We start from the raw sequence: 22,130 nt of genomic DNA, 5'->3' as shown, positions 1-22,130 counted from the left end.
CCAGAGTAGCTACCCCGCCGCCCTCTGTTCCGGCGGGGGCACGGGGCGACGGCGTGGCGGAAAGACCTCGGACGGCTTCGGCATCGGACGGTCCCCGGGACCACGGGGGCCGGGCTTCGGCGCGGGTTTCCCCGGCTGCGGCGGGCCGTCGCCCTTCCGGGGTTGCGGCGGATCGTCGGCATGGGAGGCCGTGGCCCTGCCGCCCACGAGCGACAGCAGCCGGGTTCGAGGCGCGGGTGCGGGGCTCCGGCCGGCCAGGCGGGCCCGTACCGACTCTTCGGCGACGTCCCGGCAGCGGTCGAGGAGTGCGGCGGCGCCCGGCATGTCGCGGAGCGTACGCAGGGCCGCGAGGTCGTCGGAGGTCGGCCCGTATCCGGCGGCCAGGGCGTCCTGGAGCAGCTCCAGATAGCCGGCGGCAGCCCCGGGGAGAGCCTCGCGGTAGCGGGCGAGGTCGGCGAGGAGGAACGCGCGCAGCCGGCCCGCCTCGCGGACCGCCTCGTCCAGGGAGTCGGCGAGGCGCAGGCAGTCCTGGACGTCCTCATCGGACAGTGACGCGGGATGGAGGGCGACAGCGAGGGCGCGTCGGAGCACACGCAGCTCGTCAGCGCCGAACGCCATGCCGCCACGGGATCCGTATGGCGTGGGCATGTAGTGACAATACGCAAGAAACGGACAAAATCGGTTTAATGGTTGTACGGCGGCGCGGCGGACGGGCCGGGTCGCCGTACGGACCGGGCCGCCCTGCGGGCCGGTCCGTCGTACGGGGCGCGCTGCCCGTACGACGCACCGCATCCGCACCGCATCGGCGCTACATCCGTGCCACGTTCCGCTCGTACACCAGGCGCAGCCCGATCAGCGTCAGCCACGGCTCGTGCTCGTCGATCTCCGAGGACTCGCCGAGCACCATCGGCGCCAGACCGCCCGTGGCGATGACGGTCACGTCGGCCGGGTCGCCGTCCGGGCCCGCGAGCTCGCGCGCCATGCGCTGCGCGACACCGTCGACCTGGCCCGCGAAGCCGTACACGATGCCGGCCTGCATGGCCTCGACCGTGTTCTTGCCGATCACGCTGCGCGGCCGGGCCAGCTCGATCTTGCGGAGCTGGGCGCCCTTGACGCCGAGCGCGTCGACGGAGATCTCGATGCCGGGCGCGATGACGCCGCCCGCGTACTCACCACGCGCCGATACGGCGTCGAAGGTCGTCGCCGTACCGAAGTCGACGACGATCGCCGGTCCGCCGTAGAGCTCGACCGCCGCGACCGCGTTGACGATGCGGTCCGCGCCGACCTCCTTGGGGTTGTCCATCAGGATCGGCACACCCGTCTTGATGCCCGGCTCGACGAGCACGGCCGGGACGTCGCCGTAGTAGCGGCGGGTCACCTCGCGCAGTTCGTGCAGGACGGACGGGACGGTGGAGCAGATCGCGATGCCCTCGATGCCGTCGCCCAGTTCGTCGCCGAGCAGCGGGTGCATGCCCATCAGACCCTGGAAGAGCACGGCGAGTTCGTCCGCGGTGCGGCGGGCGTCGGTCGAGATGCGCCAGTGCTCGACGATCTCCTCGCCGTCGAACAGACCGAGGACCGTGTGGGTGTTGCCGGCGTCGATGGTGAGCAGCATGGGTTACTTCGCCTCGCGGAGGTCGAGGCCGATGTCGAGGATCGGGGAGGAGTGCGTGAGCGCCCCGACGGCGAGGTAGTCGACGCCCGTCTCGGCGTACGCCCGGGCCGTGTCGAGGGTGAGGCGGCCGGACGATTCGAGGGCCGCGCGGCCGTTCACCAGGGCCACCGCCTCCGCCGTCTGCTCCGGGGTGAAGTTGTCCAGCAGGATCAGGTCGGCGCCCGCGTCCAGGACCTCGGTGGCCTGGGCCAGGGTGTCGACCTCGACCTCGATCGGGACCTCCGGGAACTGCTTGCGTACGAGCGTGAACGCCTCGGCCACCCCGCCCGCCGCGACCACGTGGTTGTCCTTGACCAGCGCCGCGTCCGACAGGGACATGCGGTGGTTGACGCCGCCGCCGCAGCGGACCGCGAACTTCTCCAGGGAGCGCAGGCCGGGCGTCGTCTTGCGGGTGTCGCGGACCTTGGCGCCGGTGCCTTCGAGTACGTCGGCCCATGCGCGGGTCGCGGTCGCGATGCCGGAGAGGCGGCACAGCAGGTTGAGCGCGCTGCGCTCGCCGCTGAGCAGGTCGCGGGTCCGGGTGGTGACGCTGATCAGCTTCTGGCCGGCTTCGACGCGGTCGCCGTCCTCGACGTGCCGCTCGACCTCGAACTCGTCCGTGCAGACGATGGAGAGGACCGCTTCGGCGACGCGCAGACCGGCGACGACGCCCGCCTCGCGCGCCGTGAAGTCGCCGGTCGCGACGGCGTCCTCGGGGACGGTCGCGACGGTCGTCACGTCCACGCCGTGGGCGAGGTCCTCGCCGAGGGCGACGTTCGCGATCTCCTCGACCTCGACGGGGTCCAGGCCCGCTTCGACGAGGAGCTGGACGAGGCCCGGGTCGAGGGCGCACTCGCTGGTGTCGAGTTCGTACGTCTCCCCGCAGCCGCAGGAGTCGCCGCAGCCTCCGGAGGCGGTCGGCAGGAGCTTGGGGTTGTCGGGCGTACTCACGGTTACTGCTCCCTCTGAGCGTGTGCGGGGCGGCGTGCGGGACGTGCGGGGCGTGCGGGGCGTGCGGGGCGTACGGGCGGGAATGAGGCGGAGTCGGTGCGGCGCACCGCGAGGGTGCGGTCGGGGGTCAGCCGAACGACGAGGTGCTTGCGCCAGGCGTCGTCGTCGCGGTCCGGCCGGTCCTCGCGCCAGTGGCAGCCGCGGGTCTCCTCGCGCTCCCGGGCGGCGGCCACCAGGACGCGCGATACGAGGAGCAGGTTGGTGGCCTCCCAGGCGTCGACGCCGGGCTCGGCGTCCTTGGCGCCGTCGGCTTCGAGGGCCGCCGCGCGGTACAGGGCTTCCAGGGCATCGGCCGCGTGGTCGAGGCTCTCGGCGGAGCGGAGCACGCCGGCGCCGGCCGTCATGACCCGCTGGATCTCGATGCGGGTCGCAGGGTCGAGGAGAGGGCCGGGTGCCTCTTCGTTCTGCACGGCGGGGCCGGGCGAGGCGGGGGCGGCCGCGATGTCCTCCGCGATGCGTTCCGCGAAGACGAGGCCCTCCAGGAGGGAGTTGGACGCCAGGCGGTTCGCGCCGTGCACGCCCGTGCAGGCGACCTCGCCGCAGGCGTACAGGCCGGGCACCGTCGTACGGCCGTGGAGGTCGGTCCGTACGCCGCCGGACGCGTAGTGGGCCGCGGGGGCGACCGGGATGGGCTGGGTGACCGGGTCGATGCCGTGCGAGCGGCAGGCCGCCAGGATGGTGGGGAAGCGCGCCTCCCACATGTCGGCGCCGAAGTGCCGGGCGTCCAGGTACATGTGCTCGGCGCCCTGCTCGCGGATGCGGCGCATGATCGCCTTGGCGACGATGTCCCGGGGCGCCAGTTCGGCGAGCTCGTGCCGGCCCGCCATGAAGCGCACGCCGTCGGCGTCGACGAGATGGGCGCCCTCGCCCCGTACCGCTTCCGAGACCAGCGGCTGCTGGCCCTCCGCGTCCGCGCCCAGGAAGAGCACGGTCGGGTGGAACTGGACGAATTCGAGGTCCGAGACCTCGGCGCCCGCGCGCAGCGCCAGCGCGACGCCGTCGCCCGTCGAGACGGACGGGTTGGTGGTGGCCGAGAAGACCTGGCCCATGCCGCCGGTGGCGAGGACGACGGCCGGGGCGCGGACCGCGCCGACGCCGTCGTGCTGGCCCTCGCCCATGACGTGCAGAGTGACGCCGGCGGTACGGCCGTCGACGTCCGTCAGCAGGTCCAGGACCAGGGCGTTCTCGATCGTACGGAGCGAGGCGGAGCGTACGGCTTCAACCAGCGCACGGGAGATCTCGGCGCCCGTGGCGTCGCCGCCCGCGTGCGCGATACGGCGGCGGTGGTGGCCGCCCTCGCGGGTGAGGGCGATGTCCCCGCCGGCCGTGGTGTCGAACTGCGCGCCGGTTTCGATCAGCCTGCGTACGGCGTCGGGGCCCTCGGTGACCAGGGCCCGTACCGCCTCCTCGTCGCACAGGCCCGCGCCCGCGACGAGCGTGTCGTCCAGGTGCTGCTCGGGGGTGTCGCCCTCGCCCAGCGCGGCGGCTATGCCGCCCTGTGCCCAGCGCGTGGAGCCGTCGTCCAGGCGGGCCTTGGTGACGACGACGGTACGCAGACCGGCCGCGGTGCAGCGGAGCGCCGCCGTCAGGCCGGCGACGCCGGAGCCGACGACCACGACGTCGGCGTCGATGGACCAGCCGGGGGCGGGGGCGTTCAGCCGTATACCGGTGCGGGTCATGCCGAGGCTCCCTGCTCGCGGGTCTCGCGGGTCTCGCGGATTTCGTGGACGAAGGTCAGCGGAATGTTGTCGATCAGGCGCGTCGCGCCGACCTTGGCGGCCACCGCGAGGACCGCGTCGCCGCGGTAGGTGTCGGGGACCTCGGTGAAATCGGACGGGTCGACCAGGGCCATGTAGTCGAGGTCGAGCGGGGGGTCGAGGCGCGTGGCCGCGTCCAGGACGGCGGCCGCCGCCGCGCGGACGGCAGCGGGGCCGCTCAGGTCCGGCTGGCCGGCCTGCGACACGGCGTACGCGTCGGCCGCGGCCCGCGTCTCGCCGACCGCGGCGAGCCCGGCCACGCGCTGGGGCGTCGGCGGCATCGTCTGGGCCGACGCGCGGGCCTGCAGGGCCTCCTGGGCGGCGAGCCGGTCACGGGCGGCGAACAGGGCCCCGGAGAGGGCGAGCGCGGTGCGGCGCTCCTGGGGCGACAGGTACCGGTTGCGGCTGGACAGGGCCAGGCCGTCTTCCTCACGGACCGTCGGTACGCCGACGATCTCCACCGGGAAGTTGAGGTCCTGGGCCATGCGGCGGATAAGGGCCAGCTGCTGAACGTCCTTCTGCCCGAAGAAGGCGGCGTCGGGTGTCGTCAGGTGCAGCAACTTCGCGACGACGGTCAGCATGCCGTCGAAGTGCCCCGGGCGGGACGCTCCTTCGAGGCGCTCGCCCATCGGGCCCGCGGCGATACGGACCTGCGGTTCTCCGCCCGGGTAGACCTCGTCGGCCGAGGGGGCGAAGACGACGTCCGCGCCTGCCTGTTCGGCAAGAGCGAGGTCGGCGTCGAGGGTGCGGGGGTAGCGGTCGAGGTCCTCGCCCACACCGAACTGGAGGGGGTTGACGAAGACGGTGACGACGACAAAGCCCTTGGGTCCGACGTGCTTGCGCGCGGCCCGGATCAGCGTCGCGTGGCCCTCGTGCAGGGCGCCCATGGTCATGACGACGGCGGTACGGCCGGGGGCACCGAAATGGTCGAGAACGTAACGGAGGTCTTCGCGCGTGGGGACCAGCTCGAAGGCACTCATCGGACCTCCCCTTCGTCCTGCTCCGCCAGTACGCCCAGCAGGTCCTCGGCCAGCTCCGGCTTGAGCAGGCCGTGCGCGAGGGCGCGGTCCGCGGTCGTACGGGCCATTGCGAGGTATCCGGACACGGCGTGCGGCGCGTGCTTGCGCAGCTCGGCGACGTGCGCGGCCACGGTGCCGGCGTCGCCGCGCGCGACAGGGCCTGTGAGCGCCGCGTCGCCGGAGCGCAGGGCGTTGTCGAGGGCGGCACCGAGCAGCGGGCCGAGCATCCGGTCGGGGGCGTCGACGCCCGCCTCACGGAGCAGCTCCATCGACTGGGCCACCAGGGTGACCAGGTGGTTCGCGCCCAGCGCCAGGGCGGCGTGGTAGAGCGGACGGGACTCCTCCGCGATCCACTCGGGCTCGCCGCCCATCTCGATGACCAGGGCCTCGGCGGCCAGCCGCAGCTCGTCGGGCGCGGTGACACCGAAGGAGCAGCCGGCCAGCCGCTGGACGTCCACGGAGGTGCCGGTGAAGGTCATCGCGGGGTGCAGGGCGAGCGGCAGCGCGCCGGCGCGCAGGGCGGGTGCGAGGACCCCGGTTCCGTACCGGCCGGAGGTGTGCACGATCAGCTGCCCCGGGCGGACCGCGCCGGTCTCCGCGAGACCTTCCACGAGACCCGGCAGTGCGTCGTCGGGGACCGTCAGCAGCACCAGTTCGGCGCGGGCCATTACGTCGGCGGGGGTGACCAGCGGAACGCCGGGCAGGAGCGTGGCGGCTCTGCGCACGGACGCGTCCGAGACGCCGGAGACGGCGACCGGGCGGTGCCCCGCCAGTCGCAGGGCGGCGGCGAGGGCCGGGCCGACCCTGCCGGCTCCGACCACGCCGACGGTGAGGCGGGCTGGTCGGTCCCTGGCATCCAGGGGCTCGTGTGGTGCGTTCACATTCACGCGGGGACGGCCTTCCGTTCCAGTCCGCGGCGGGTACCGGACGATTTCTCGTCATGCTACGCCAGCGTTTCGCGCACCCGCCGCGCTGTCCACAGCCTGTGGGCGGCGACCGCGCCGCACGCTGTTCCCCTACCCCGGCCACCGCTCACCGCACACCCCGCGATGCGCGAGCGCGCGCTGGAGCTGGCCGCCGCACGCGGGCCGAAGCAGACCGACTTCGCGGCCCGGCTGCTCGACGACCCGACGTCCGTGCGGGCCTGGCTGCGGCGGCTCTTCGAAGACTGCGACCAGGCGTTCTTCGCCGACACGTGGCGGCGTATACGGGTCCAACTTGCCGCCGACGCCCGGCACAAGGGCGAGGTGCTGCGGCACAAGGGCCTCGCCGAGGCGCTGTACGCGGTGTCTCCCGCGCTGTCGCTGGAGGAGCGATGCGGCAGTGCGGGGGGGCGGCGCCCGGACCCGTATCCACGCGGACAAGCCGGCCGAGGGGCGCACCAGCGCCATGGATCCGGCCGTCGGCGCGGGGCTCACCTTCGTCCCGTCCAGCTTCGGCTGGCCGCACTTGTCGGTCCTGCACGCGCTGGGCTGGCGTCCGGTGATCCACTATCCGGTCGGCGCCCCCGAGATGTCACGGCACCTGACGGTGCTGAAGAAGGCGGGCCTGGTGACGATGCAGCGGCGCGGACGGTACGTCATGCACCAACTGGGGCGCCCGCTCGACCACGCGTCGTCTCGCGCGTCGGCTGGCACCGGACCACCGCACACCGCACGCTGGAGGCATGACATTTCCGGGCGAGTCGGCCGAGTACCGTGCCGCGCGCGATCGGCTGCTCCTGCAGGAGGTCTCGCTGCGCCGTGCCACCGAGGCGGTGGCTGCCGCGAGGCGCAAGCTGCCTCCTGGCGGGCTGGTTCCCGAGGACTACGTCTTCCAGGGAGCCGGGGCCGACGGCGCTCCGGCCGATGTGCGGCTCTCGGAGCTGTTCGCGCCGGGCAAGGACTCGCTGGTGATCTACGGCTTCATGTTCCCGCGCGACCCCGGTGACGACCGGCCGGGCCCCAGGACGAGGCGCACAGCGCAGCTGAAGCGCGAGGAAGGGCCTTGCCCGTCGTGCACGGCGATCCTCGATCAGCTCGACGGCGCCGTCGAGCACGTCACCCAGCGCGTCAACTTCGCGGTCGTGGCGAAGGCGCCGCTGCCCCGGCTTCTCGCGTTCGCCGAGGAGCGCGGCTGGCGACGGCTGCGCCTGCTGTCCGCGGCAGGCAATACGTACCGGCGTGACTATCTCGCCGAGACGGCGGAGGGCGTGTCGATGCCGATGCTCAACGTCTTCCGGCGCGACGGCGAGGAGATCCGCCACTTCTGGGGCTCGGAGCTGCTCTACGCGCCCACCGACGATCCCAGTCAGGGTCCCCGCCATGTCGGCACCATCGAGCCGCTCTGGAACCTGTTCGACCTCACACCGGACGGGCGCGGAACCGACTGGGACGAGCAGCTGGACTACCAGGACTACCTGTAGGGCTACTTGTCGATGTCGCCGACGACGAAGAACAGCGATCCGAGGATCGCGACCATGTCCGCGACCAGCGTCCCCGGCAGCAGCTCCGTCAGCGCCTGGATGTTGTTGAACGACGCGGAGCGCAGCTTCAGGCGGTACGGCGTCTTCTCGCCCTTCGACACCAGGTAGTACCCGTTGATGCCGAGCGGGTTCTCGGTCCAGGCGTACGTGTGGCCCTCCGGGGCCTTCAGTACCTTCGGCAGCCGCTGGTTGATCGGACCGGGCGGCAGGTCGGCCATCCGGTCGAGGCAGGCATCCGCGATGTCCAGCGCGTTGTGTGTCTGGTCGAGGAGGATCTCGAAGCGGGCCAGGCAGTCGCCCTCGGTCCTGGTGGCGACCTTGAGGGTGTCCTGGAGTTCGCCGTACGCGAGGTACGGCTCGTCGCGCCGCAGGTCGAAGTCGACGCCGGAGGCACGGGCGATGGGGCCGCTGACGCCGTACGCGTGCACGGCCTCCGCCGAGAGGATGCCGACCCCGCGCGTACGGCCCCGGAAGATCTCGTTGCCGAGGACGAGGTTGTCGTAGACGTCCATCCGGGAGCGGACGTCCGCGATGGTCTCGCGGGCGCGGCCGAGCCAGCCTGCGGGCAGGTCCTCCTTGAGGCCGCCGACCCGGTTGAACATGTAGTGCATGCGGCCGCCGGAGACCTCCTCCATGACGGCCTGGAGCTCCTCGCGCTCTCGGAACGCGTAGAAGACCGGGGTGATTCCGCCCAGTTCAAGGGGGTACGACCCGAGGAACATCAGGTGGTTGAGGACCCGGTTGAGCTCGGCGAGAAGCGTACGGGTCCAGACCGCTCGCTCCGGGACCTCCATGCCGAGCATCCGCTCGACGGCCATGACGACGCCGAGCTCGTTCGAGAAGGCGGACAGCCAGTCGTGGCGGTTCGCGAGCATCACGATCTGGCGGTAGTCACGCGCCTCGAAGAGCTTCTCCGCGCCCCGGTGCATGTAGCCGATCACCGGCTCCGCGTGCTGGATGCGCTCGCCGTCGAGGACCAGGCGGAGGCGGAGGACGCCGTGGGTGGAGGGATGCTGGGGGCCGATGTTGAGCACCATGTCGGTGCTCTCCGCCGCGCCGCCGATGCCGACCGTGGTCTCCGTCATGCGGCCAGTATCCCCCGTGGGCCGTACGGGGCGGGCGGGGGCTCCTGCGGAAGCCATTTCCGCAGCCCGCCCGCAGACGCGGCGCCGGCCGCGGGCGCCGACGGCGGTGCGCCGGCCACTAGGGGCGTCCCCCACTCCTGCCCCCGTTGGACGGACGGGCGGGTGGGAAAGGCACCCACTGCATCAGCCAGCCGAAGTCCCCCAGGCCGCCCCGTGCCGTCAGCTCGGCGGCTTCACCCGTCGACGCGAGCGCCCGTACGTACGCCGCCGGATCCGTACTCGCCAGTGCGAGCGGTGGGCGCGCGGCCGTTACGCCGAGGCGGTGCAGGGCCTCGCGCTGCGTCAGCAGTTCCGCCCCCGGAAGCGCGCACGCGTCCAGCGCCACGTGGGCGGTGATGTCGCAGCTTCCGTCGGGTACGGGGCGTACCTCGCGCCCCGTACGGAACCCGGTCAGCGAGCCGAACGGCGGGCGTGCCGCGCGGGAGTGGGCGTAGTCCACGGCAACCGCGAGCCCCGCGTCGAGCGTCGCAACGGCGGCGGCCCACGCGAGGTCCCGGGGCCGCCCAATCTCGGCCCGCAGCCCGGCGGCGGCCCACTGCGCCGACCCGACGGGCGGCGCGGGCTCGGCCATGTACCCCCCGCCCGGACCTATGGCCTCCGCAGCGTCTGCCTCGTACCCCTGCGACAGGCCCGCAGGCTGCGCAGACTCCGCCTCGTGCCCTTGGTCCGGCCCAGCCGGCTGCAGGGGCCGCGCCCCGCGCTTCCGGCCCAGCTCCGCACGTATGGCCTCGTGCCCCGGCCCCTGTCCTGCGGCCTCAGCAGGATCTGTCTCGTACGCCTGCCACGGGCCCTGGCCGGGCCCCGCGCCGGCATCCACGCCCGCGCCCATGTCCGCATCCGCGCCCGCGCCCGCACCCGCACCCGCACCCGCCCCCAGCGGCCACCACCGCGTCAGCCACTCCGCGTCCGCGCCCGTCACCTCATCGCCCAGACGTTCCTCGCCGTCCGTCGCCCGTACGAGCACGTATCGCGCCGTACCCTCCGCGTCCGTCTCCGCGACGTCCACCGGCACGTTGTCCAGCCACTCGTTCGCGAACAGCAGCCCGCTCACGCCCGACGGCGGCTCGGCCCGCCACTCGACGCGGGGGTCCAGGTCCGCCGGGCGGGGCGCCCGTTCCACCGCGTACGGCCGCACCCGCGCCGAGAGGCCCGGCGGCAGCGCCGTCAGCACGCCGGTCAGCAGCTCACCCCGGCCCGCGCCGATGTCGACCAGCGCCAGCTCGTCCGGCTGCCCCAGTGCGTCGTCGACCTCCGTCAGCAGCTGCGCGACGGCCGAAGCGAAGAGCGGGGACGCGTGCACCGACGTACGGAAATGGCCTGCCGGACCAGGCCCTCCGGGGCGTACGTAGAACCCTTCGGGCCCGTACAGCGCGGCCTCCGTCGCTTCCCGCCACCCCTGCCACTCATCCGTCACGGCACCAAGTCTCCACCTTGGGGAGTAGGCTCCGGTCCACCGGATCGCTCCTCCGGTTGACCCCTGCACCTATTGGGTTTCCCTACGCTGGGTTACGTGCAACGCCTCTACGACTTCATCCGCAGACACCCGACGAGCGTCGACAGCTTCTGGGCTGTGATGCTCTTCGGGTTCTCCATGCTGTGGGCCGTCCAGGCGACGATGGGCACCGAGCCGCGGATCGCGGCCATCCCGATCGTTACGCTGCTCTGTCTCGTGGTGGCGCTGCGCCGCCGCGCGCCGCAGAAAATGCTGCTGCTGGCGATCATGATGGGCGTCGCCCAGCTCGCGTTCGACGTCGAGGTCAACCCGGCCGACTGGGCCATGCTCGTCATCATCTACACCGTCGCCGCGAGCGACGGGCCACGCTGGGTCTCGCGCGTCGCGCTCGTCGGCGGCCTGGCCGCTGCTCCGCTGGCGCAACTGCGCTGGCCGGCCGACAAGGACGGCACGGTCCTTCCGGCCATCTTCTTCTCGATCGTCATGGCGCTGCCGTTCGCACTGGCATGGGTTCTGGGCGATTCGATGCGGACCCGGCGTGCGTATTTCGCGGAGCTGGAGGAGCGCGCCGCGCGCCTGGAGAAGGAACGCGAGGCGCAGTCGAAGGTGGCGGTCGCCGCCGAGCGGGCCCGTATCGCCCGCGAGCTGCACGATGTCGTCGCGCACAACGTCTCGGTGATGGTGGTGCAGGCGGACGGCGCGGCGTACGTCCTGGACGCCTCCCCCGCCCAGGCCAAACAGGCACTGGAAACCATCTCGACGACCGGGCGCCAGGCGCTCGCCGAGATGCGGCGCCTCCTGGGCGTGCTGCGAACCGGCGAGCAGGCGGTGAGCGGCGAGTACGTGCCGCAGCCCGACGTCGAGCAGATCGAGGACCTCGTCGAGCAGGTACGGACCGCGGGGCTGACCGTCGACTTCAAGGTCGAGGGCACGCCCCGGCCGCTGCCCAGCGGCGTGGAGCTCACGGCGTACCGCATCGTGCAGGAAGCCCTCACCAATACGCGCAAGCACGGCGGTCCCGACGCGGGCGCGAGCGTACGCCTGGTCTACTTCGACGACGGGCTCGGCCTGCTTGTCGAGGACGACGGGCGGGGCGCGGCGCACGAGCTGTACGAGGACGGCGGGGCCGACGGGCAGGGTCACGGGCTGATCGGCATGCGGGAGCGCGTGGGTATGGTCGGCGGCACGCTGGACGCGGGGCCGCGGCCGGGCGGCGGCTTCCGGATCAGCGCACTGCTTCCCTTGAAACCGGCCCACTGATCCGCCCGGCCCACCGACCCGCCCATTTCTTCCGAGTGCCTGACTTCCGAGTGCCTGACGAAAGGTCACCCTCTCCATGTCCATCCGCGTGATGCTCGTAGACGACCAGATGCTGCTGCGCACCGGCTTCCGGATGGTCCTGGCCGCTCAGCCGGACATGGAGGTGGTCGCCGAGGCGGGCGACGGGGCGGAGGCGATCGAGGTCTTGCGCTCGGCGGCGGTGGACGTGGTCCTGATGGACGTACGCATGCCGAAACTGGACGGGGTCGAGGCGACGCGGCGGATCTGCGCGGAGCCGGATGCGCCGAAGGTCCTCATCCTGACCACGTTCGACCTGGACGAGTACGCCTTCTCCGGGCTGAAGGCGGGGGCGAGCGGCTTCATGCTGAAGGACGTGCCGCCGGGCGAACTGCTGGCCGCGATCCGCTCGGTGCACAGCGGCGACGCGGTCGTGGCGCCGTCGACGACGCGGCGCCTGCTGGACCGCTTCTCGCCGCTGCTGCCCAGCACGGGCAAGGAGACGCAAGCCGTCAACAGCGCGCTGGGGCGGCTGACGGACCGTGAGCGCGAGGTGATGCTGCTCGTCGCGCAGGGGCTGTCGAACGGGGAGATCGCGGCACGGCTGGTCCTGTCGGAGGCCACGGTCAAGACGCACGTGGGCCGCATCCTGACGAAGCTGAACCTGCGGGATCGCGTCCAGGTGGTGGTACTGGCGTACGAGTCCGGACTGGTCCGGGCGGGCGGCGGCGGTGGCCTGGCCGCGGGTTAGTCAGGCCCCCACGCGGCGGCAGCCGCAAACGTCACAGCCGGGAAGGGGCGGGCGGGGGAACAGCGCCGCAGGCACCCGTCGTCCCACCTCGCACCCACACCGGCACCGGCACCTATGAGATCGCGCTGCGCAGCTCCGCCACGCTGAGCTGTTCCGTTTCGTCGTGGGCCGTCAGGTCGATGACCTGGCCGACCACCCGCGTCCCCGACGCCCTGCTCGCCGCCGCCAGCGCCTCCTCGCCCACCACGTCCGCGAGGTCTTCCTTCTCGACGGCTTCGATCGCCGCCGGGCCCGGCTTCTGTGTGCCGAAGAAGTCGAAGCCGCCCTCCGTGCGCGACGCACGACGGTTCTGCGCGGCGTCGTACGGGACGACCGCGGAAGCGGACGCGACGGGGCGCGTGACGATGGCGGACGACGGCCGCGCGTGTTCCGGGGAGCTCCCGGACACGGCATCGGTACCGGCGGCCGCCACGTGCTTCCCCTCCGGCTGCTCCACCCCACCGGGTCCCCGCGGTTCCCGCGCCTGCTGCTTCGCCGCGTTGCGCGACAGGTTGTCCAGCGCCATGGTGGCCCGCAGGTACGCGGACGGCGTCGGCGTACTGCTCGCCGCGGGCAGCGCCTTCGCAGGAGACGCCGCCTCTATCGCCAGCAGCCTCCGGCCCTCCAGCGCGCTCGCCCGCTCCGTCTCGGCGGTCGCGTACCGGCGCAGCAGCGCCGCGTGCTCGCCCCGCAGCGCGGCCAGCTCGACCCGCTTGGCGCGCAGCTTCGCGTCGAGCCTGGTCCGCAGAGCACGCGATTCGTCGAGGTCGGACTCCAGATCGGCTATTCGCTCCTCGGTCTTCCACTCGTCGCTCGCCCGCGCCCGTGTCAGCTCGGCGACTCTCCGCCCCGCCGAACGGTCCCAACTGCGCATCATGACCGCGCCGGTGACCGCGGCAGCGGCCGCGACGGCGACCAAGCCGCGCAGCACCACCGGTTCCGCGAACAACCACGCACCGGCGGCGCTGATTATCGATGCGCCGGCGACCGCGGAAGGCGGAAGGATCCTGTGCAGGGGTGGGGAATGGCGGTGGCGTCCACGTGGCATGGCCTGAAATTTACCGTGCATGGACGATGGATGGGGCCCCGCCCGGCAATCTGTTCCCGGGCGGTTACCCATTTGCTTACCGGGGCTACTTCTTGATCAGGCCCTTGGACTCCAGATACGCCTTCGCAGCGTCGGCGGGCTTCACCCGTTCCGCGTCGATCTTGCGGTTCAGATCGACCAGATCATCCGTCGTCAGCACCTTCGTGAGCTTGCCGAGAGCGTCGGCTATCTCCTGCGATCCGGCGTCCTTCGCATTGACGACGGGCAGTACGTTGTCCGCGTTCTGGAGCTTCTTGTCGTCCTCCAGGAGTACGAGCCCGAAGCCCTCCAGCGTCGCGTCCGTCGTCGTGGTCAGCACCAGCTGATCGGCGCCGTCCTTGACGGCCTGCTTGGCCTGCGGAGTCCCTACGCCCTTGGGGTCGACGCCCTTCACGTCGATCCCGTACTCCTTCTTCAGGCCCGGTGCACAGAAGGGCCGGACCGTGCATTCGTCGCCTGCGGCGATCTTCACCCCGAGCTTGGACTCGCCGAGGTCGGAAAGCGTCTTGAGCTTGTTCTTCTCGGCGTATTCCTTGCTCACCGCGAAGGCGTTCTGGTCGACGGCCTCGCCTGCCGGCAGCGCCTTGAGCCCGCGCGGCTCCGCGAGCTTCTCCAGCGCATTGAAGGTGGCGGTCACATCGCTGGACGCGACCGGATTCTTCTCCGGCGCCTTGGGGCCGTTGGCCTTTGCGTTCAGGAATTCCGCAAGCGTAGCGGCGTATTCCGGTACGACGTCGATCTCGCCCTTCTCCAGGGCGGGTTCGTACAGCTCGCGGTTCTCCACCGTCTTGATCGACGTGTCGTATCCGGCGTCGGAGAGAAGCTGCGAGTACAGCTCGGCCAGCACCTTGGACTCGGTGAATCCGGCCGAACCGACCACCAGCGAGCCGTTCTTGCCCGCCTCACCGCCCTTGCCCTTCTCCAAACTCTCGCCGCCGCACGCGGCCAGGCCGCCGGCCAGTGCGATCACGGCCAGTACCGCACCCGCTGTGCGCGAAGTCCTGCTCATGAGGTTCACCATCCAAGGAGAAAAGGGAGAAAGGAGGGAAAAGGGAAGGAAGAGGAGAGAGGCATCGTCAGGCTGTCTTCTGCGCCCCGGCGGCTCGCCGGCGCACCGGGTCGAGCAACCGGTCCGCCGCCACCAGTACGCCCTCGACCAGCAGCGCGAGCCCCGCCACGAGCAGCGCGCCCGCCACCACCTGCGGGGTGTTGTACGTGTTGAAGCCGGCCGTGATGATCCGTCCGAGGCCGCCCTCGCCCGCCATCGCGGCGAGCGTCGCCGTGGCGACGACCTGGACGGCCGCCGACCTCAGCCCCGTCATGACCAGCGGGTACGCGAGTGGCAGTTCGACCCGCAGGAAGAGCTGGCGCCCCGACATGCCCATCCCGCGCGCGGCCTCCACAACCGCCCGGTCCACTTCCCGCATGCCGATGTACGCATTGGTCAGCAGCGGCGGCACCGCGAACAGCACGAGCGCGGTGATCGTCGGCAGGTCGCCCTGCCTGCCCAGTGGTGTGAGCGTCAGCAGAATCAGAACCGCGAGGGTGGGAATCGCCCGCCCCACATTGGAGAGGTTGATGGCGAGTGCTCCGCCCCGGCCGAGGTGGCCGAGCCAGAGCGCGACCGGCAGCGCGATCAGACACGACAGCAACAGGCACACGCCGCTGAAGTACAGATGCTCACCGAGTCGGTTCCAGACGCCGCTCTCGCCCTGCCAGTTGACGGCGGTCGTCAGCCAGGCGAAGGCGTTCCCGATCACTCCCATGGATCAACCGGCCTTCGCGGTACGGGCAGCACGGCCGGCACGGGCGGCCGCCGCACGGCCGGTGCGTATTCGGGGCGTACGCACCCGGGTCCACGGGGTCAGCGCCCGCTGCAGCCAGAGCAGCAGCAGGTCGGCCACCACAGCCAGCAGCACGCAGATCACCGAAGCGGTGAGCACCTGCGCCTTGAAGAGGGAGTCGAGGCCGTCCACGATCAGCGTCCCCAGCCCGCCGTACCCCACGATCGCGCCGACCGTCGTCAGGGCGACCGTCGACACCGTCGCGATCCGCACCCCGGCCAGCAAGGCGGGCAGTGCCAAAGGCAGTTCGACCTCCCACAGCAGTCGCGCCGGCGCGTACCCCATGCCCTGCGCGGCCTCCCGCGCTTCGGCGGGCACGGCTTCCAGCCCGGCCAGGATGTTCCGTACGAGCACGGTCAGCGAATAGAGCACGAGACCCGTGACCACCACGGCCGCCGAAAGCCCGAACAGGGGCAACAGCAGCGAGAACATCGCCAGCGAAGGGACCGTGTAGAGGACGGTCGTCAGGCCCAGAATCGGACCCGCGAGCCTGCTGCGGCGACCGCCTTGCCCGCGCGCGAGCAAGGCCAGCGGGAAGGCGATCAGCAGCCCGAGCACCACCGAAAGCGCGGTGATCCACACATGCTGCACGGTCGCATCGGTCAGCTCCTGGCCGCGGGAACGCACATACTCCCCGCAAATCCAGTCGTTCGCCGTCAGACAGCTCTGGCCGCTCATGCGTCCCCGCCTCCCCCGAGTCCCCGAACTCATGTCTGACGACATTCACGTCTCACGACCATATCCTCGGCCACTGACAATCGCCGAGGGCCGCCACATTCCAGCAACACGGGGCGGGGGCATGGGGGTCGCCCCCCGGAAAAGTGACAGCGCGTCACACGGGCAACAATGGGGGAACCATGATCCGATTCGAGCACGTCACCAAGCGGTACGCCGATGGCACCACCGCCGTCGACGACCTCTCCTTCGAAGTCGCGGAGGGCGAACTGGTCACGCTCGTCGGGCCGTCCGGCTGCGGCAAGACCACCACCATGAAAATGGTGAACCGGCTGATCGAGCCGACCGAGGGCCGGATATTCCTCGACGGGGCCGACATATCCGCCATCGATCCCGTTCAGCTGCGCCGCCGCATCGGCTATGTCATCCAGCAAGTCGGCCTCTTCCCCCACAAGACGGTTCTGGAGAACACCGCGACCGTCCCCCACCTCCTCGGCGTCAAGCGCTCCAAAGCCCGCGAGCGCGCCGCCGAGCTCCTCGATCTGGTCGGCCTCGACCCGTCCGTGCACGGCGACCGCTACCCCGACCAGCTCTCCGGCGGCCAGCGCCAACGCGTCGGCGTGGCAAGGGCCCTGGCCGCGGACCCGCCCGTGCTTCTGATGGACGAGCCGTTCGGCGCGGTCGACCCGGTCGTGCGCGAGCATCTCCAGAACGAGTTCCTGAGGCTCCAGTCGCAGGTGCGCAAGACCGTCCTCTTCGTCACTCATGACATCGAGGAGGCCGTCCGTCTCGGTGACCGCATCGCCGTCTACGGGCAGGGCAGGATCGAGCAGTTCGACGCCCCGGCGGCCGTACTGGGCATGCCCGCCACCCCCTACGTCGCGGACTTCGTCGGCGCCGACCGGGGCCTCAAGCGCCTCTCCGTCACGCCCATAGAGCCCGGTGACCTGGAACAGCCGCCCGTCGTGCACCTCGACGACCCGGTCAAGAAGGCAGCCGCCGCACTGACGGCCGAAGGCGCTCGCTGGGCCGTCGTCCTGGACAGCGAGGACGACCTGCACGGCTGGATCTCCGCCGAGCAGGCCCGGACGGCCACCGGGACCGTACGCGAACACGCCCGCCGCATGGAGGCGTGGCTGCCCGTCGGCGCCTCGCTCAAGCAGGCCTTCTCCACAATGCTCCAGCACGACGCGGGCTGGATCGCGGTCATCGACAAGGACAGTGCCGGACGTTTCCTCGGCGTACTCACCCCGGCCCGTCTCCATGAGGCACTGCGCCGTTCCATCGACGCCGACGCCCAGGCCCTTCCCCGTACAGCGGTGGAAGTGGAGTCCGTCAGTTCGCCCTGAGCCTGCCGCTGATCCACTCCAGGGCGGGCGCTATTTCGCGCCGCCAGGTGCCGAAGTTGTGGCCGCCGCTGTCCAGGGTGATCGACGAGACCCGGGCGGGCGGCTTCACCTTCTCGATGAAAAGCCGGGTGCCCTGCAGATTGCCTTCGCCCTCCCTTGAACTGGTCACAAGGAAGGACGACTTCGACGGCTTCAGGTGGTCAAGACTCCACAGCAGGTCGGCCCGGTTCGCCTCATTCCTGTTGCCGTGGAAGAGGTCCCCTGTCGTCGCGTCTTCGGCCGCCTTGTAGTACGCGGACATGCCCGCTCCCGCACCGAAGGTTCCGGGGTGGTGGATGGCGATTTTCAGGGCGCAGTAGCCGCCGGTGGAGTTCCCCATGAAGCCCCAGTTCCGCGGCTTTGTGCCCACCCTGTAGGACTCGGATATCGCCTTGGGCAGGTCCTTGGCGAAGAAGGTCTCGGTCTGCGGGCCGCCCGGTACGTCCACGCATTCGGTGTCGCGGGGCGGCGCGACGGTGGGCCGCATCATCACCAGGATCATCGGCTGCATGTTGCCCGCCGCCGCCTGCGTGTACGCCGTCGCCGGATAGCGCAGTCCCTTGAGGAGGTTCTCCGCTGTACCCGGATAGCCGGTGAGCACCACGGACGCGGGGAAGTTCCTCCCGGCGTAACGTGGTTGGAAGTACTCCGGTGGCAGATAGACGTAAGCGGGGCCCTCTATCTTCGACTTCTCCCCCGCTATGACGACCTTCTGTATCTGGCCTCCCGTTGCCGGCTTGTGACCGCCCGGCACGTCAACACCCTGCGTCCCTACGACTTTGAGGTGCTTCGCGCCGGCCGAGTGGTCGACGACCACTCCCATTTCGGTCTCCTGGCCGAAAAGGTCGGCCCAGGAGCCGTAAAAGAGGAAGGACTTGTTGGCCGCCAGTCCCACGGAGGCGAACAGCATCAACTGGGTTGCGAACAGCAGCCCGACACGGCCCAGTACGGAGCGCACGTTGCGCCCGGCCAGACGCGGCCAGAGCCAGATCGTGGCGACGAACAGCGCCACCGCCAGAAGGACGGCGAGCGCCAGAACCTTATTGCTGGTGAGACCCATGATGACGATCGAGCTTTCTGCCTCAGAATTTCCGGTGAGCGAGTGAACCCGCACCGCTGATGCGCCGTCCTAGAGAGCGCAAATTGTCCGGCGCTTCGGCCCACGGACAGAGAATCTTTCGCGGAGCCACGGGAAGCGATGTCTATCAGGCTAGATGGGGATAAATCGGGAGCGGTTCCGAATCGAGTACGGCGGATCCTGAGCGGTCCACGACCCGAGTCGGTGCCCTCCCTGGTCGGTACGGCCTGCGCCCTCGTAGGCCTCCTGGACATCGCCGCCGGTGTCTTCCCGCGCTTCCGGCACAGCCGGATGCACGCCGCCGCCGAGGTGCTGCCCGGGGCTCTCGGCCCGTTCGCGGCCGCCCTCGCGATCAGTGCGGGCGTACTGCTGCTGCTTCTCGCGCACGCCCTCAAGCGCCACAAGCGCCGCGCCTGGCGGGCCGCCGTGGTGCTGCTGCCCGCCGGTGCCGCGGCGCAGTTCACGTACCGGCATTCGGTCATCGGCGTGGTGATCTCGCTCGCGCTGCTGGTCCTTCTGCTGCGTCACCGCGGCGAGTTCGCAGCGCTGCCCGACCCGCGGAGCCGCTGGAAGGCGGTGGCGAACTTCGTTCTCCTCGGCGCCGGTTCCCTCGGCCTGGGCCTGGTCATCGTCAGCTCGCACCCGGCGAAGGTCGTCGGTAATCCGAGCGTCGCCGACCGGCTTGAGCACGTCCTGTACGGGCTCTTCGGCTTCGAGGGCCCTGTCGACTACGCGGGCCGGGTCTCCTGGACCGTCGGCTACTCGCTCGGCGCCCTCGGCCTGCTCACCGCCGTCACCACGATCTACCTGGCCCTGCGCCCCGAGCACCCGGCCGCTCGCCTCACCCCCGACGACGAGCACCGCCTGCGCGAGCTGCTGGCCAAGCACGGCGGCCGCGACTCCCTCGGCCACTTCGCGCTCCGCCACGACAAGGCCGTCGTCTTCTCCCCCAGCGGCAAGGCCGCCGTCACCTACCGCGTCGTATCCGGCGTGATGCTCGCCAGCGGCGACCCGATCGGCGACGTGGAGGCCTGGCCGGGCGCCATCGAGCGCTTCATGGACGAGGCCAAGGCCCACTCCTGGACCCCGGCCGTCATGGGCTGCAGCGAGACCGGCGGCGAAGTGTGGACCCGCGAGACCGGACTCGACGCGCTGGAGCTCGGGGACGAAGCGGTGGTGGACGTGCCGGATTTCTCCCTCGCCGGGCGCGCCATGCGGAACGTACGCCAGATGGTCAAGCGCATCGAGCGCGGTGGTTACGAAACCCGGGTACGACGCGTCCGTGACCTCGGCGAAGCCGAGTTGGACCGCATCCGGCGGGCCGCCGCCGACTGGCGCGGCACCGACACCGAGCGCGGCTTCTCCATGGCGCTCGGCCGCATCGGCGAACCCGGCGACGGAGACTGCGTGATCGCCACCGCCCACAACACCGCCGACGCGGATTCCCCGTACGGCGACCTGAAGGCCGTACTCCACTTCGTCCCGTGGGGTACGGACGGCATGTCCCTCGACCTGATGCGCCGCGACCGCTCCGCCGACCCCGGCATGAACGAACTGCTGATCGTCGCCGCTCTCCAGGCCGCACCCCAGCTGGGCGTGACCCGCGTCTCGCTCAACTTCGCGATGTTCCGCTCGGCGCTCGCCCGCGGGGAGAAGATCGGCGCGGGACCGGTGCTCCGCATCTGGCGCGGGCTGCTCGTCTTCCTGTCCCGGTGGTTCCAGATCGAGTCGCTGTACAAGTTCAACGCCAAGTTCAGGCCGCGCTGGGAGCCGCGTTTCGTGGTCTTCCGCACCACCCGCGACCTGCCGCGCATCGGCTTCGCGGCGATGCAGGCGGAGGGCTTCGTGACACTGGCCCTGCCCCGCCCGTTCGCCTCCCGCCGCGCGTCGGCCAGGCAGCCGCGCCCGTGCGCGCACCTCGACCAGGTGCGGGCGCGCGAGGCCGGGCAGTCGGCCGCCTGAGCCCGCACGACTCGCCGTCCGGGATCAGCCGATGCTGATCGCGATCTTGCCGCGGGTGTGGCCCTCCATGCTCAGCCGCAACGCGTCGGCGGTCTGCTCCAGCGGGAAGACCGCGGCGACCTCGACGGCCAGCGCACCGCGCTCGGCCAGCTCGGTCAGCGCCGTCAGGTCGGCGGTGTCGGGGCGTACGAAGACATAGCTGCCGCCGAGCCCCAGGACCGCGCCGTCCGCGACGGACGCCAGTCGGCCACCGGGAGCGAGCAGCCCCGGCGAGACCTTCAGCGCCTCGCCGCCGACCAGGTCGAGCACGGCGTCCACGCCGCCGGGCGCGAGCGCCTTGACGCGGTCGGCGAGCCCTTCGCCGTACGTCACGGGGGTGGCGCCCAGGGACCGCAGGTAGTCGTGGTTGCGCTCGCTCGCCGTGCCGATGACCCGGACGCCGAAGGCGCGGGCGATCTGCACCGCCAGCGAACCGACGCCCCCGGCCGCCGCGTGCACCAGCAGTGTGTCGCCCTCGGTGACGCCGAGGTGGCGGGTGAGCGCCTGGTACGCCGTGAGGCCGGCCAGCGGAAGCCCGGCCGCCTCCTCGAAGGTGAGGTTCGCCGGCTTGCGGGCCAGGGTGCGCACGGGTGCGGCGACGTACTCGGCGAAGGTGCCGCGCGAGACGAAGTCCTCGCGGACGTATCCGATGACCTCGTCGCCGGGCGCGAACTCGGTCACGCCGACGCCCGTCTGCTCGACGACGCCTGCGACGTCCCAGCCCGGGATCACGGGGAAGACCGCGTCGAGCGCGGATTCGAGGTAGCCCGCCTGGATCTTCCAGTCGACAGGGTTGACGGAGGCCGCCCTGACCCGGACGAGCACGGCGTCGGGGCCGAGCTTGGGGTCCGGCGCATCGCCGTATTCGAGGACGTCCGGGCCGCCGTAGGTGCGGTAGGTGATGGCCTTCATCGCGCTGCTCCCAAAATGCTTGAGTACATCAAGTAACGCTTTAGACCGTAGACCTCAATGATTGAGATAGTCAAGCTTTGGTTGATAGGCTGGCAACGTGACAGAGACCATCCCCACCAAGGCCCAGCTCATGGAGCGGCTCGCCGAGTCCTTCAGCGGCTACTACGGCGACTTCTCCCTCGCCGCCGCCGACGCGGGCCTCACCGCCAGCCAGGCCAAAACCCTCGGCGTCCTGCGCGCCTCCCCTGCCTCGATGCGCTCACTGGCGACCACGCTGGCCTGCGACGCGTCCAACATCACCGGGATCGTCGACCGCCTGGAGAAGCGCGAGCTCGTACGCCGCGAGGTCAGCCCCACCGACCGCCGCGTGAAGAACGTCGCCCTCACCGAGGCCGGCGAGGAGACCGTCGACGCCATCCGCGCCCGCATGCACACCACGCACGCCGCGATCGACGCCCTCGGCGACGAGGAACGCGCCACGCTGTACGAGCTCCTCGGCCGTGTCTTCAGCGGTTCACGCGGTCTACGCGGTTCAGGCGGTTCGGGCCCGGCCGCCTGACGCCTAGGCTGGACG

At 71.2% G+C, this 22,130-nt stretch carries 20 protein-coding genes and 1 pseudogene; 7 read left to right on the top strand and 14 right to left on the bottom strand.

Features of this window, described 5'->3' with window-relative positions:
* Positions 1–9: 9 nt before the first annotated feature.
* The 6 genes from PXH83_RS16685 to PXH83_RS16660 all read right to left on the bottom strand — a co-directional run bounded on the left by PXH83_RS16685 (position 10) and on the right by PXH83_RS16660 (position 6,328).
* The gene (locus tag PXH83_RS16685; protein ID WP_274562859.1) at positions 10–618 is read right to left on the bottom strand and encodes a hypothetical protein; all 609 of its coding nucleotides are present in this window, start codon (positions 616–618) and stop codon (positions 10–12) included.
* Positions 619–808: 190 nt separating this feature from the next.
* Positions 809–1,615 (bottom strand): type III pantothenate kinase, encoded by an 807-nt coding sequence (locus PXH83_RS16680; RefSeq protein ID WP_274561173.1) that lies wholly within the window; start codon positions 1,613–1,615, stop codon positions 809–811.
* Positions 1,616–1,618: 3 nt separating this feature from the next.
* The gene (gene nadC, locus PXH83_RS16675; protein WP_274561171.1) at positions 1,619–2,605 is read right to left on the bottom strand and encodes a carboxylating nicotinate-nucleotide diphosphorylase; all 987 of its coding nucleotides are present in this window, start codon (positions 2,603–2,605) and stop codon (positions 1,619–1,621) included.
* 2 nt (positions 2,606–2,607) lie between these two features.
* Positions 2,608–4,344 (bottom strand): L-aspartate oxidase, encoded by a 1,737-nt coding sequence (locus PXH83_RS16670; protein WP_274561168.1) that lies wholly within the window; start codon positions 4,342–4,344, stop codon positions 2,608–2,610.
* A complete protein-coding gene (gene panC / locus PXH83_RS16665) occupies positions 4,341–5,402 on the bottom strand; it encodes a pantoate--beta-alanine ligase (RefSeq protein WP_274561166.1) in 1,062 nt (353 codons plus the stop codon). Before panC ends, PXH83_RS16670 begins: the two co-directional genes overlap by 4 nt.
* Positions 5,399–6,328, bottom strand: coding sequence for a Rossmann-like and DUF2520 domain-containing protein (locus tag PXH83_RS16660; protein ID WP_274561164.1), 930 nt, complete (start codon positions 6,326–6,328; stop codon positions 5,399–5,401). Before PXH83_RS16660 ends, panC begins: the two co-directional genes overlap by 4 nt.
* 162 nt (positions 6,329–6,490) lie before the next feature.
* Between PXH83_RS16660 and PXH83_RS16655 the strand changes: the two are divergent.
* Together PXH83_RS16655 and PXH83_RS16650 are read left to right on the top strand one after the other, a co-directional pair.
* Positions 6,491–7,034 (top strand): annotated as a pseudogene (locus PXH83_RS16655) (DUF5937 family protein); the annotation flags it as partial.
* Between the two features lie 73 nt (positions 7,035–7,107).
* Positions 7,108–7,845: a DUF899 family protein gene (locus PXH83_RS16650; RefSeq protein WP_274561162.1), complete on the top strand. Its 738-nt coding sequence runs from the start codon at positions 7,108–7,110 to the stop codon at positions 7,843–7,845.
* A 2-nt stretch (positions 7,846–7,847) separates the two neighbouring features.
* On the opposite strand, the gene PXH83_RS16645 is transcribed toward PXH83_RS16650, so the two are convergent.
* Both PXH83_RS16645 and PXH83_RS16640 read right to left on the bottom strand, forming a co-directional pair.
* Positions 7,848–8,990, bottom strand: a complete 1,143-nt coding sequence (locus tag PXH83_RS16645) for an NADH-quinone oxidoreductase subunit D (protein WP_274561160.1) — start codon at positions 8,988–8,990, stop codon at positions 7,848–7,850.
* 118 nt (positions 8,991–9,108) lie between these two features.
* Positions 9,109–10,464: an SAM-dependent methyltransferase gene (locus PXH83_RS16640; protein ID WP_274561158.1), complete on the bottom strand. Its 1,356-nt coding sequence runs from the start codon at positions 10,462–10,464 to the stop codon at positions 9,109–9,111.
* Positions 10,465–10,560: 96 nt separating this feature from the next.
* Between PXH83_RS16640 and PXH83_RS16635 the strand changes: the two genes are divergently transcribed.
* A complete protein-coding gene (locus PXH83_RS16635) occupies positions 10,561–11,763 on the top strand; it encodes a sensor histidine kinase (RefSeq protein ID WP_274561155.1) in 1,203 nt (400 codons plus the stop codon).
* 76 nt (positions 11,764–11,839) lie between these two features.
* A complete protein-coding gene (locus PXH83_RS16630; RefSeq protein ID WP_274561153.1) occupies positions 11,840–12,532 on the top strand; it encodes a response regulator transcription factor in 693 nt (230 codons plus the stop codon).
* A gap of 112 nt (positions 12,533–12,644) precedes the next feature.
* Here the strand turns inward: PXH83_RS16630 and PXH83_RS16625 are convergent, their stop codons facing one another.
* The 4 genes from PXH83_RS16625 to PXH83_RS16610 form a co-directional block, all read right to left on the bottom strand.
* A complete protein-coding gene (locus PXH83_RS16625; RefSeq protein ID WP_274561151.1) occupies positions 12,645–13,619 on the bottom strand; it encodes a coiled-coil domain-containing protein in 975 nt (324 codons plus the stop codon).
* Positions 13,620–13,704: 85 nt separating this feature from the next.
* Positions 13,705–14,667 (bottom strand): ABC transporter substrate-binding protein, encoded by a 963-nt coding sequence (locus PXH83_RS16620; RefSeq protein ID WP_274561150.1) that lies wholly within the window; start codon positions 14,665–14,667, stop codon positions 13,705–13,707.
* Between the two features lie 67 nt (positions 14,668–14,734).
* Positions 14,735–15,424: an ABC transporter permease gene (locus tag PXH83_RS16615; RefSeq protein ID WP_274561149.1), complete on the bottom strand. Its 690-nt coding sequence runs from the start codon at positions 15,422–15,424 to the stop codon at positions 14,735–14,737.
* Between the two features lie 3 nt (positions 15,425–15,427).
* On the bottom strand, positions 15,428–16,180 hold the full coding sequence (locus tag PXH83_RS16610) for an ABC transporter permease (RefSeq protein WP_274561148.1): 753 nt from the start codon (positions 16,178–16,180) through the stop codon (positions 15,428–15,430).
* Between the two features lie 179 nt (positions 16,181–16,359).
* Here PXH83_RS16610 and PXH83_RS16605 point away from each other — a divergent pair, with 179 nt between their 5' ends.
* Positions 16,360–17,526: an ABC transporter ATP-binding protein gene (locus PXH83_RS16605; RefSeq protein ID WP_274561147.1), complete on the top strand. Its 1,167-nt coding sequence runs from the start codon at positions 16,360–16,362 to the stop codon at positions 17,524–17,526.
* Here the strand turns inward: PXH83_RS16605 and PXH83_RS16600 are convergent.
* Entirely contained in the window at positions 17,513–18,625 is a 1,113-nt protein-coding gene (locus PXH83_RS16600; protein ID WP_274561146.1) for an alpha/beta hydrolase, read from the bottom strand. The two genes, PXH83_RS16605 and PXH83_RS16600, sit on opposite strands and share 14 nt — an antisense overlap.
* Before the next feature lie 138 nt (positions 18,626–18,763).
* On the opposite strand from PXH83_RS16600, the gene PXH83_RS16595 reads away from it, so the two are divergent.
* Positions 18,764–20,605: a phosphatidylglycerol lysyltransferase domain-containing protein gene (locus PXH83_RS16595; protein ID WP_274561145.1), complete on the top strand. Its 1,842-nt coding sequence runs from the start codon at positions 18,764–18,766 to the stop codon at positions 20,603–20,605.
* A 24-nt stretch (positions 20,606–20,629) separates the two neighbouring features.
* On the opposite strand, the gene PXH83_RS16590 is transcribed toward PXH83_RS16595, so the two are convergent.
* Positions 20,630–21,556: an NADP-dependent oxidoreductase gene (locus tag PXH83_RS16590; protein ID WP_274561144.1), complete on the bottom strand. Its 927-nt coding sequence runs from the start codon at positions 21,554–21,556 to the stop codon at positions 20,630–20,632.
* A 130-nt stretch (positions 21,557–21,686) separates the two neighbouring features.
* On the opposite strand from PXH83_RS16590, the gene PXH83_RS16585 reads away from it, so the two are divergent.
* Positions 21,687–22,115 carry a MarR family winged helix-turn-helix transcriptional regulator gene (locus tag PXH83_RS16585; protein WP_274562858.1) on the top strand — a complete coding sequence of 143 codons (429 nt, stop codon included), beginning with the start codon at positions 21,687–21,689 and terminating at the stop codon, positions 22,113–22,115.
* Positions 22,116–22,130: the final 15 nt, after the last annotated feature.

The sequence above is a fragment of the Streptomyces spiramyceticus genome (assembly GCF_028807635.1).
Classification (GTDB): domain Bacteria; phylum Actinomycetota; class Actinomycetes; order Streptomycetales; family Streptomycetaceae; genus Streptomyces; species Streptomyces spiramyceticus.
This window is presented reverse-complemented; position numbering and strand designations above follow the sequence as displayed.

Excerpts from the sequence above, each read along its gene's own strand:
- PXH83_RS16615 (WP_274561149.1), bottom strand. The coding sequence starts at position 15,424 with ATGGGAGTGATCGGGAACGCCTTCGCCTGGCTGACGACCGCCGTCAAC.
- PXH83_RS16625 (WP_274561151.1), bottom strand. The coding sequence starts at position 13,619 with ATGCCACGTGGACGCCACCGCCATTCCCCACCCCTGCACAGGATCCTT.
- panC (WP_274561166.1), bottom strand. The coding sequence starts at position 5,402 with ATGAGTGCCTTCGAGCTGGTCCCCACGCGCGAAGACCTCCGTTACGTT.
- PXH83_RS16670 (WP_274561168.1), bottom strand. The coding sequence starts at position 4,344 with ATGACCCGCACCGGTATACGGCTGAACGCCCCCGCCCCCGGCTGGTCC.
- PXH83_RS16620 (WP_274561150.1), bottom strand. The coding sequence starts at position 14,667 with ATGAGCAGGACTTCGCGCACAGCGGGTGCGGTACTGGCCGTGATCGCA.
- PXH83_RS16595 (WP_274561145.1), top strand. The coding sequence starts at position 18,764 with ATGTCTATCAGGCTAGATGGGGATAAATCGGGAGCGGTTCCGAATCGA.
- PXH83_RS16605 (WP_274561147.1), top strand. The coding sequence starts at position 16,360 with ATGATCCGATTCGAGCACGTCACCAAGCGGTACGCCGATGGCACCACC.
- PXH83_RS16685 (WP_274562859.1), bottom strand. The coding sequence starts at position 618 with ATGGCGTTCGGCGCTGACGAGCTGCGTGTGCTCCGACGCGCCCTCGCT.
- PXH83_RS16600 (WP_274561146.1), bottom strand. The coding sequence starts at position 18,625 with ATGGGTCTCACCAGCAATAAGGTTCTGGCGCTCGCCGTCCTTCTGGCG.
- PXH83_RS16680 (WP_274561173.1), bottom strand. The coding sequence starts at position 1,615 with ATGCTGCTCACCATCGACGCCGGCAACACCCACACGGTCCTCGGTCTG.
- PXH83_RS16610 (WP_274561148.1), bottom strand. The coding sequence starts at position 16,180 with ATGAGCGGCCAGAGCTGTCTGACGGCGAACGACTGGATTTGCGGGGAG.
- PXH83_RS16585 (WP_274562858.1), top strand. The coding sequence starts at position 21,687 with ATGGAGCGGCTCGCCGAGTCCTTCAGCGGCTACTACGGCGACTTCTCC.
- PXH83_RS16630 (WP_274561153.1), top strand. The coding sequence starts at position 11,840 with ATGTCCATCCGCGTGATGCTCGTAGACGACCAGATGCTGCTGCGCACC.
- PXH83_RS16590 (WP_274561144.1), bottom strand. The coding sequence starts at position 21,556 with ATGAAGGCCATCACCTACCGCACCTACGGCGGCCCGGACGTCCTCGAA.
- PXH83_RS16645 (WP_274561160.1), bottom strand. The coding sequence starts at position 8,990 with ATGACGGAGACCACGGTCGGCATCGGCGGCGCGGCGGAGAGCACCGAC.
- PXH83_RS16650 (WP_274561162.1), top strand. The coding sequence starts at position 7,108 with ATGACATTTCCGGGCGAGTCGGCCGAGTACCGTGCCGCGCGCGATCGG.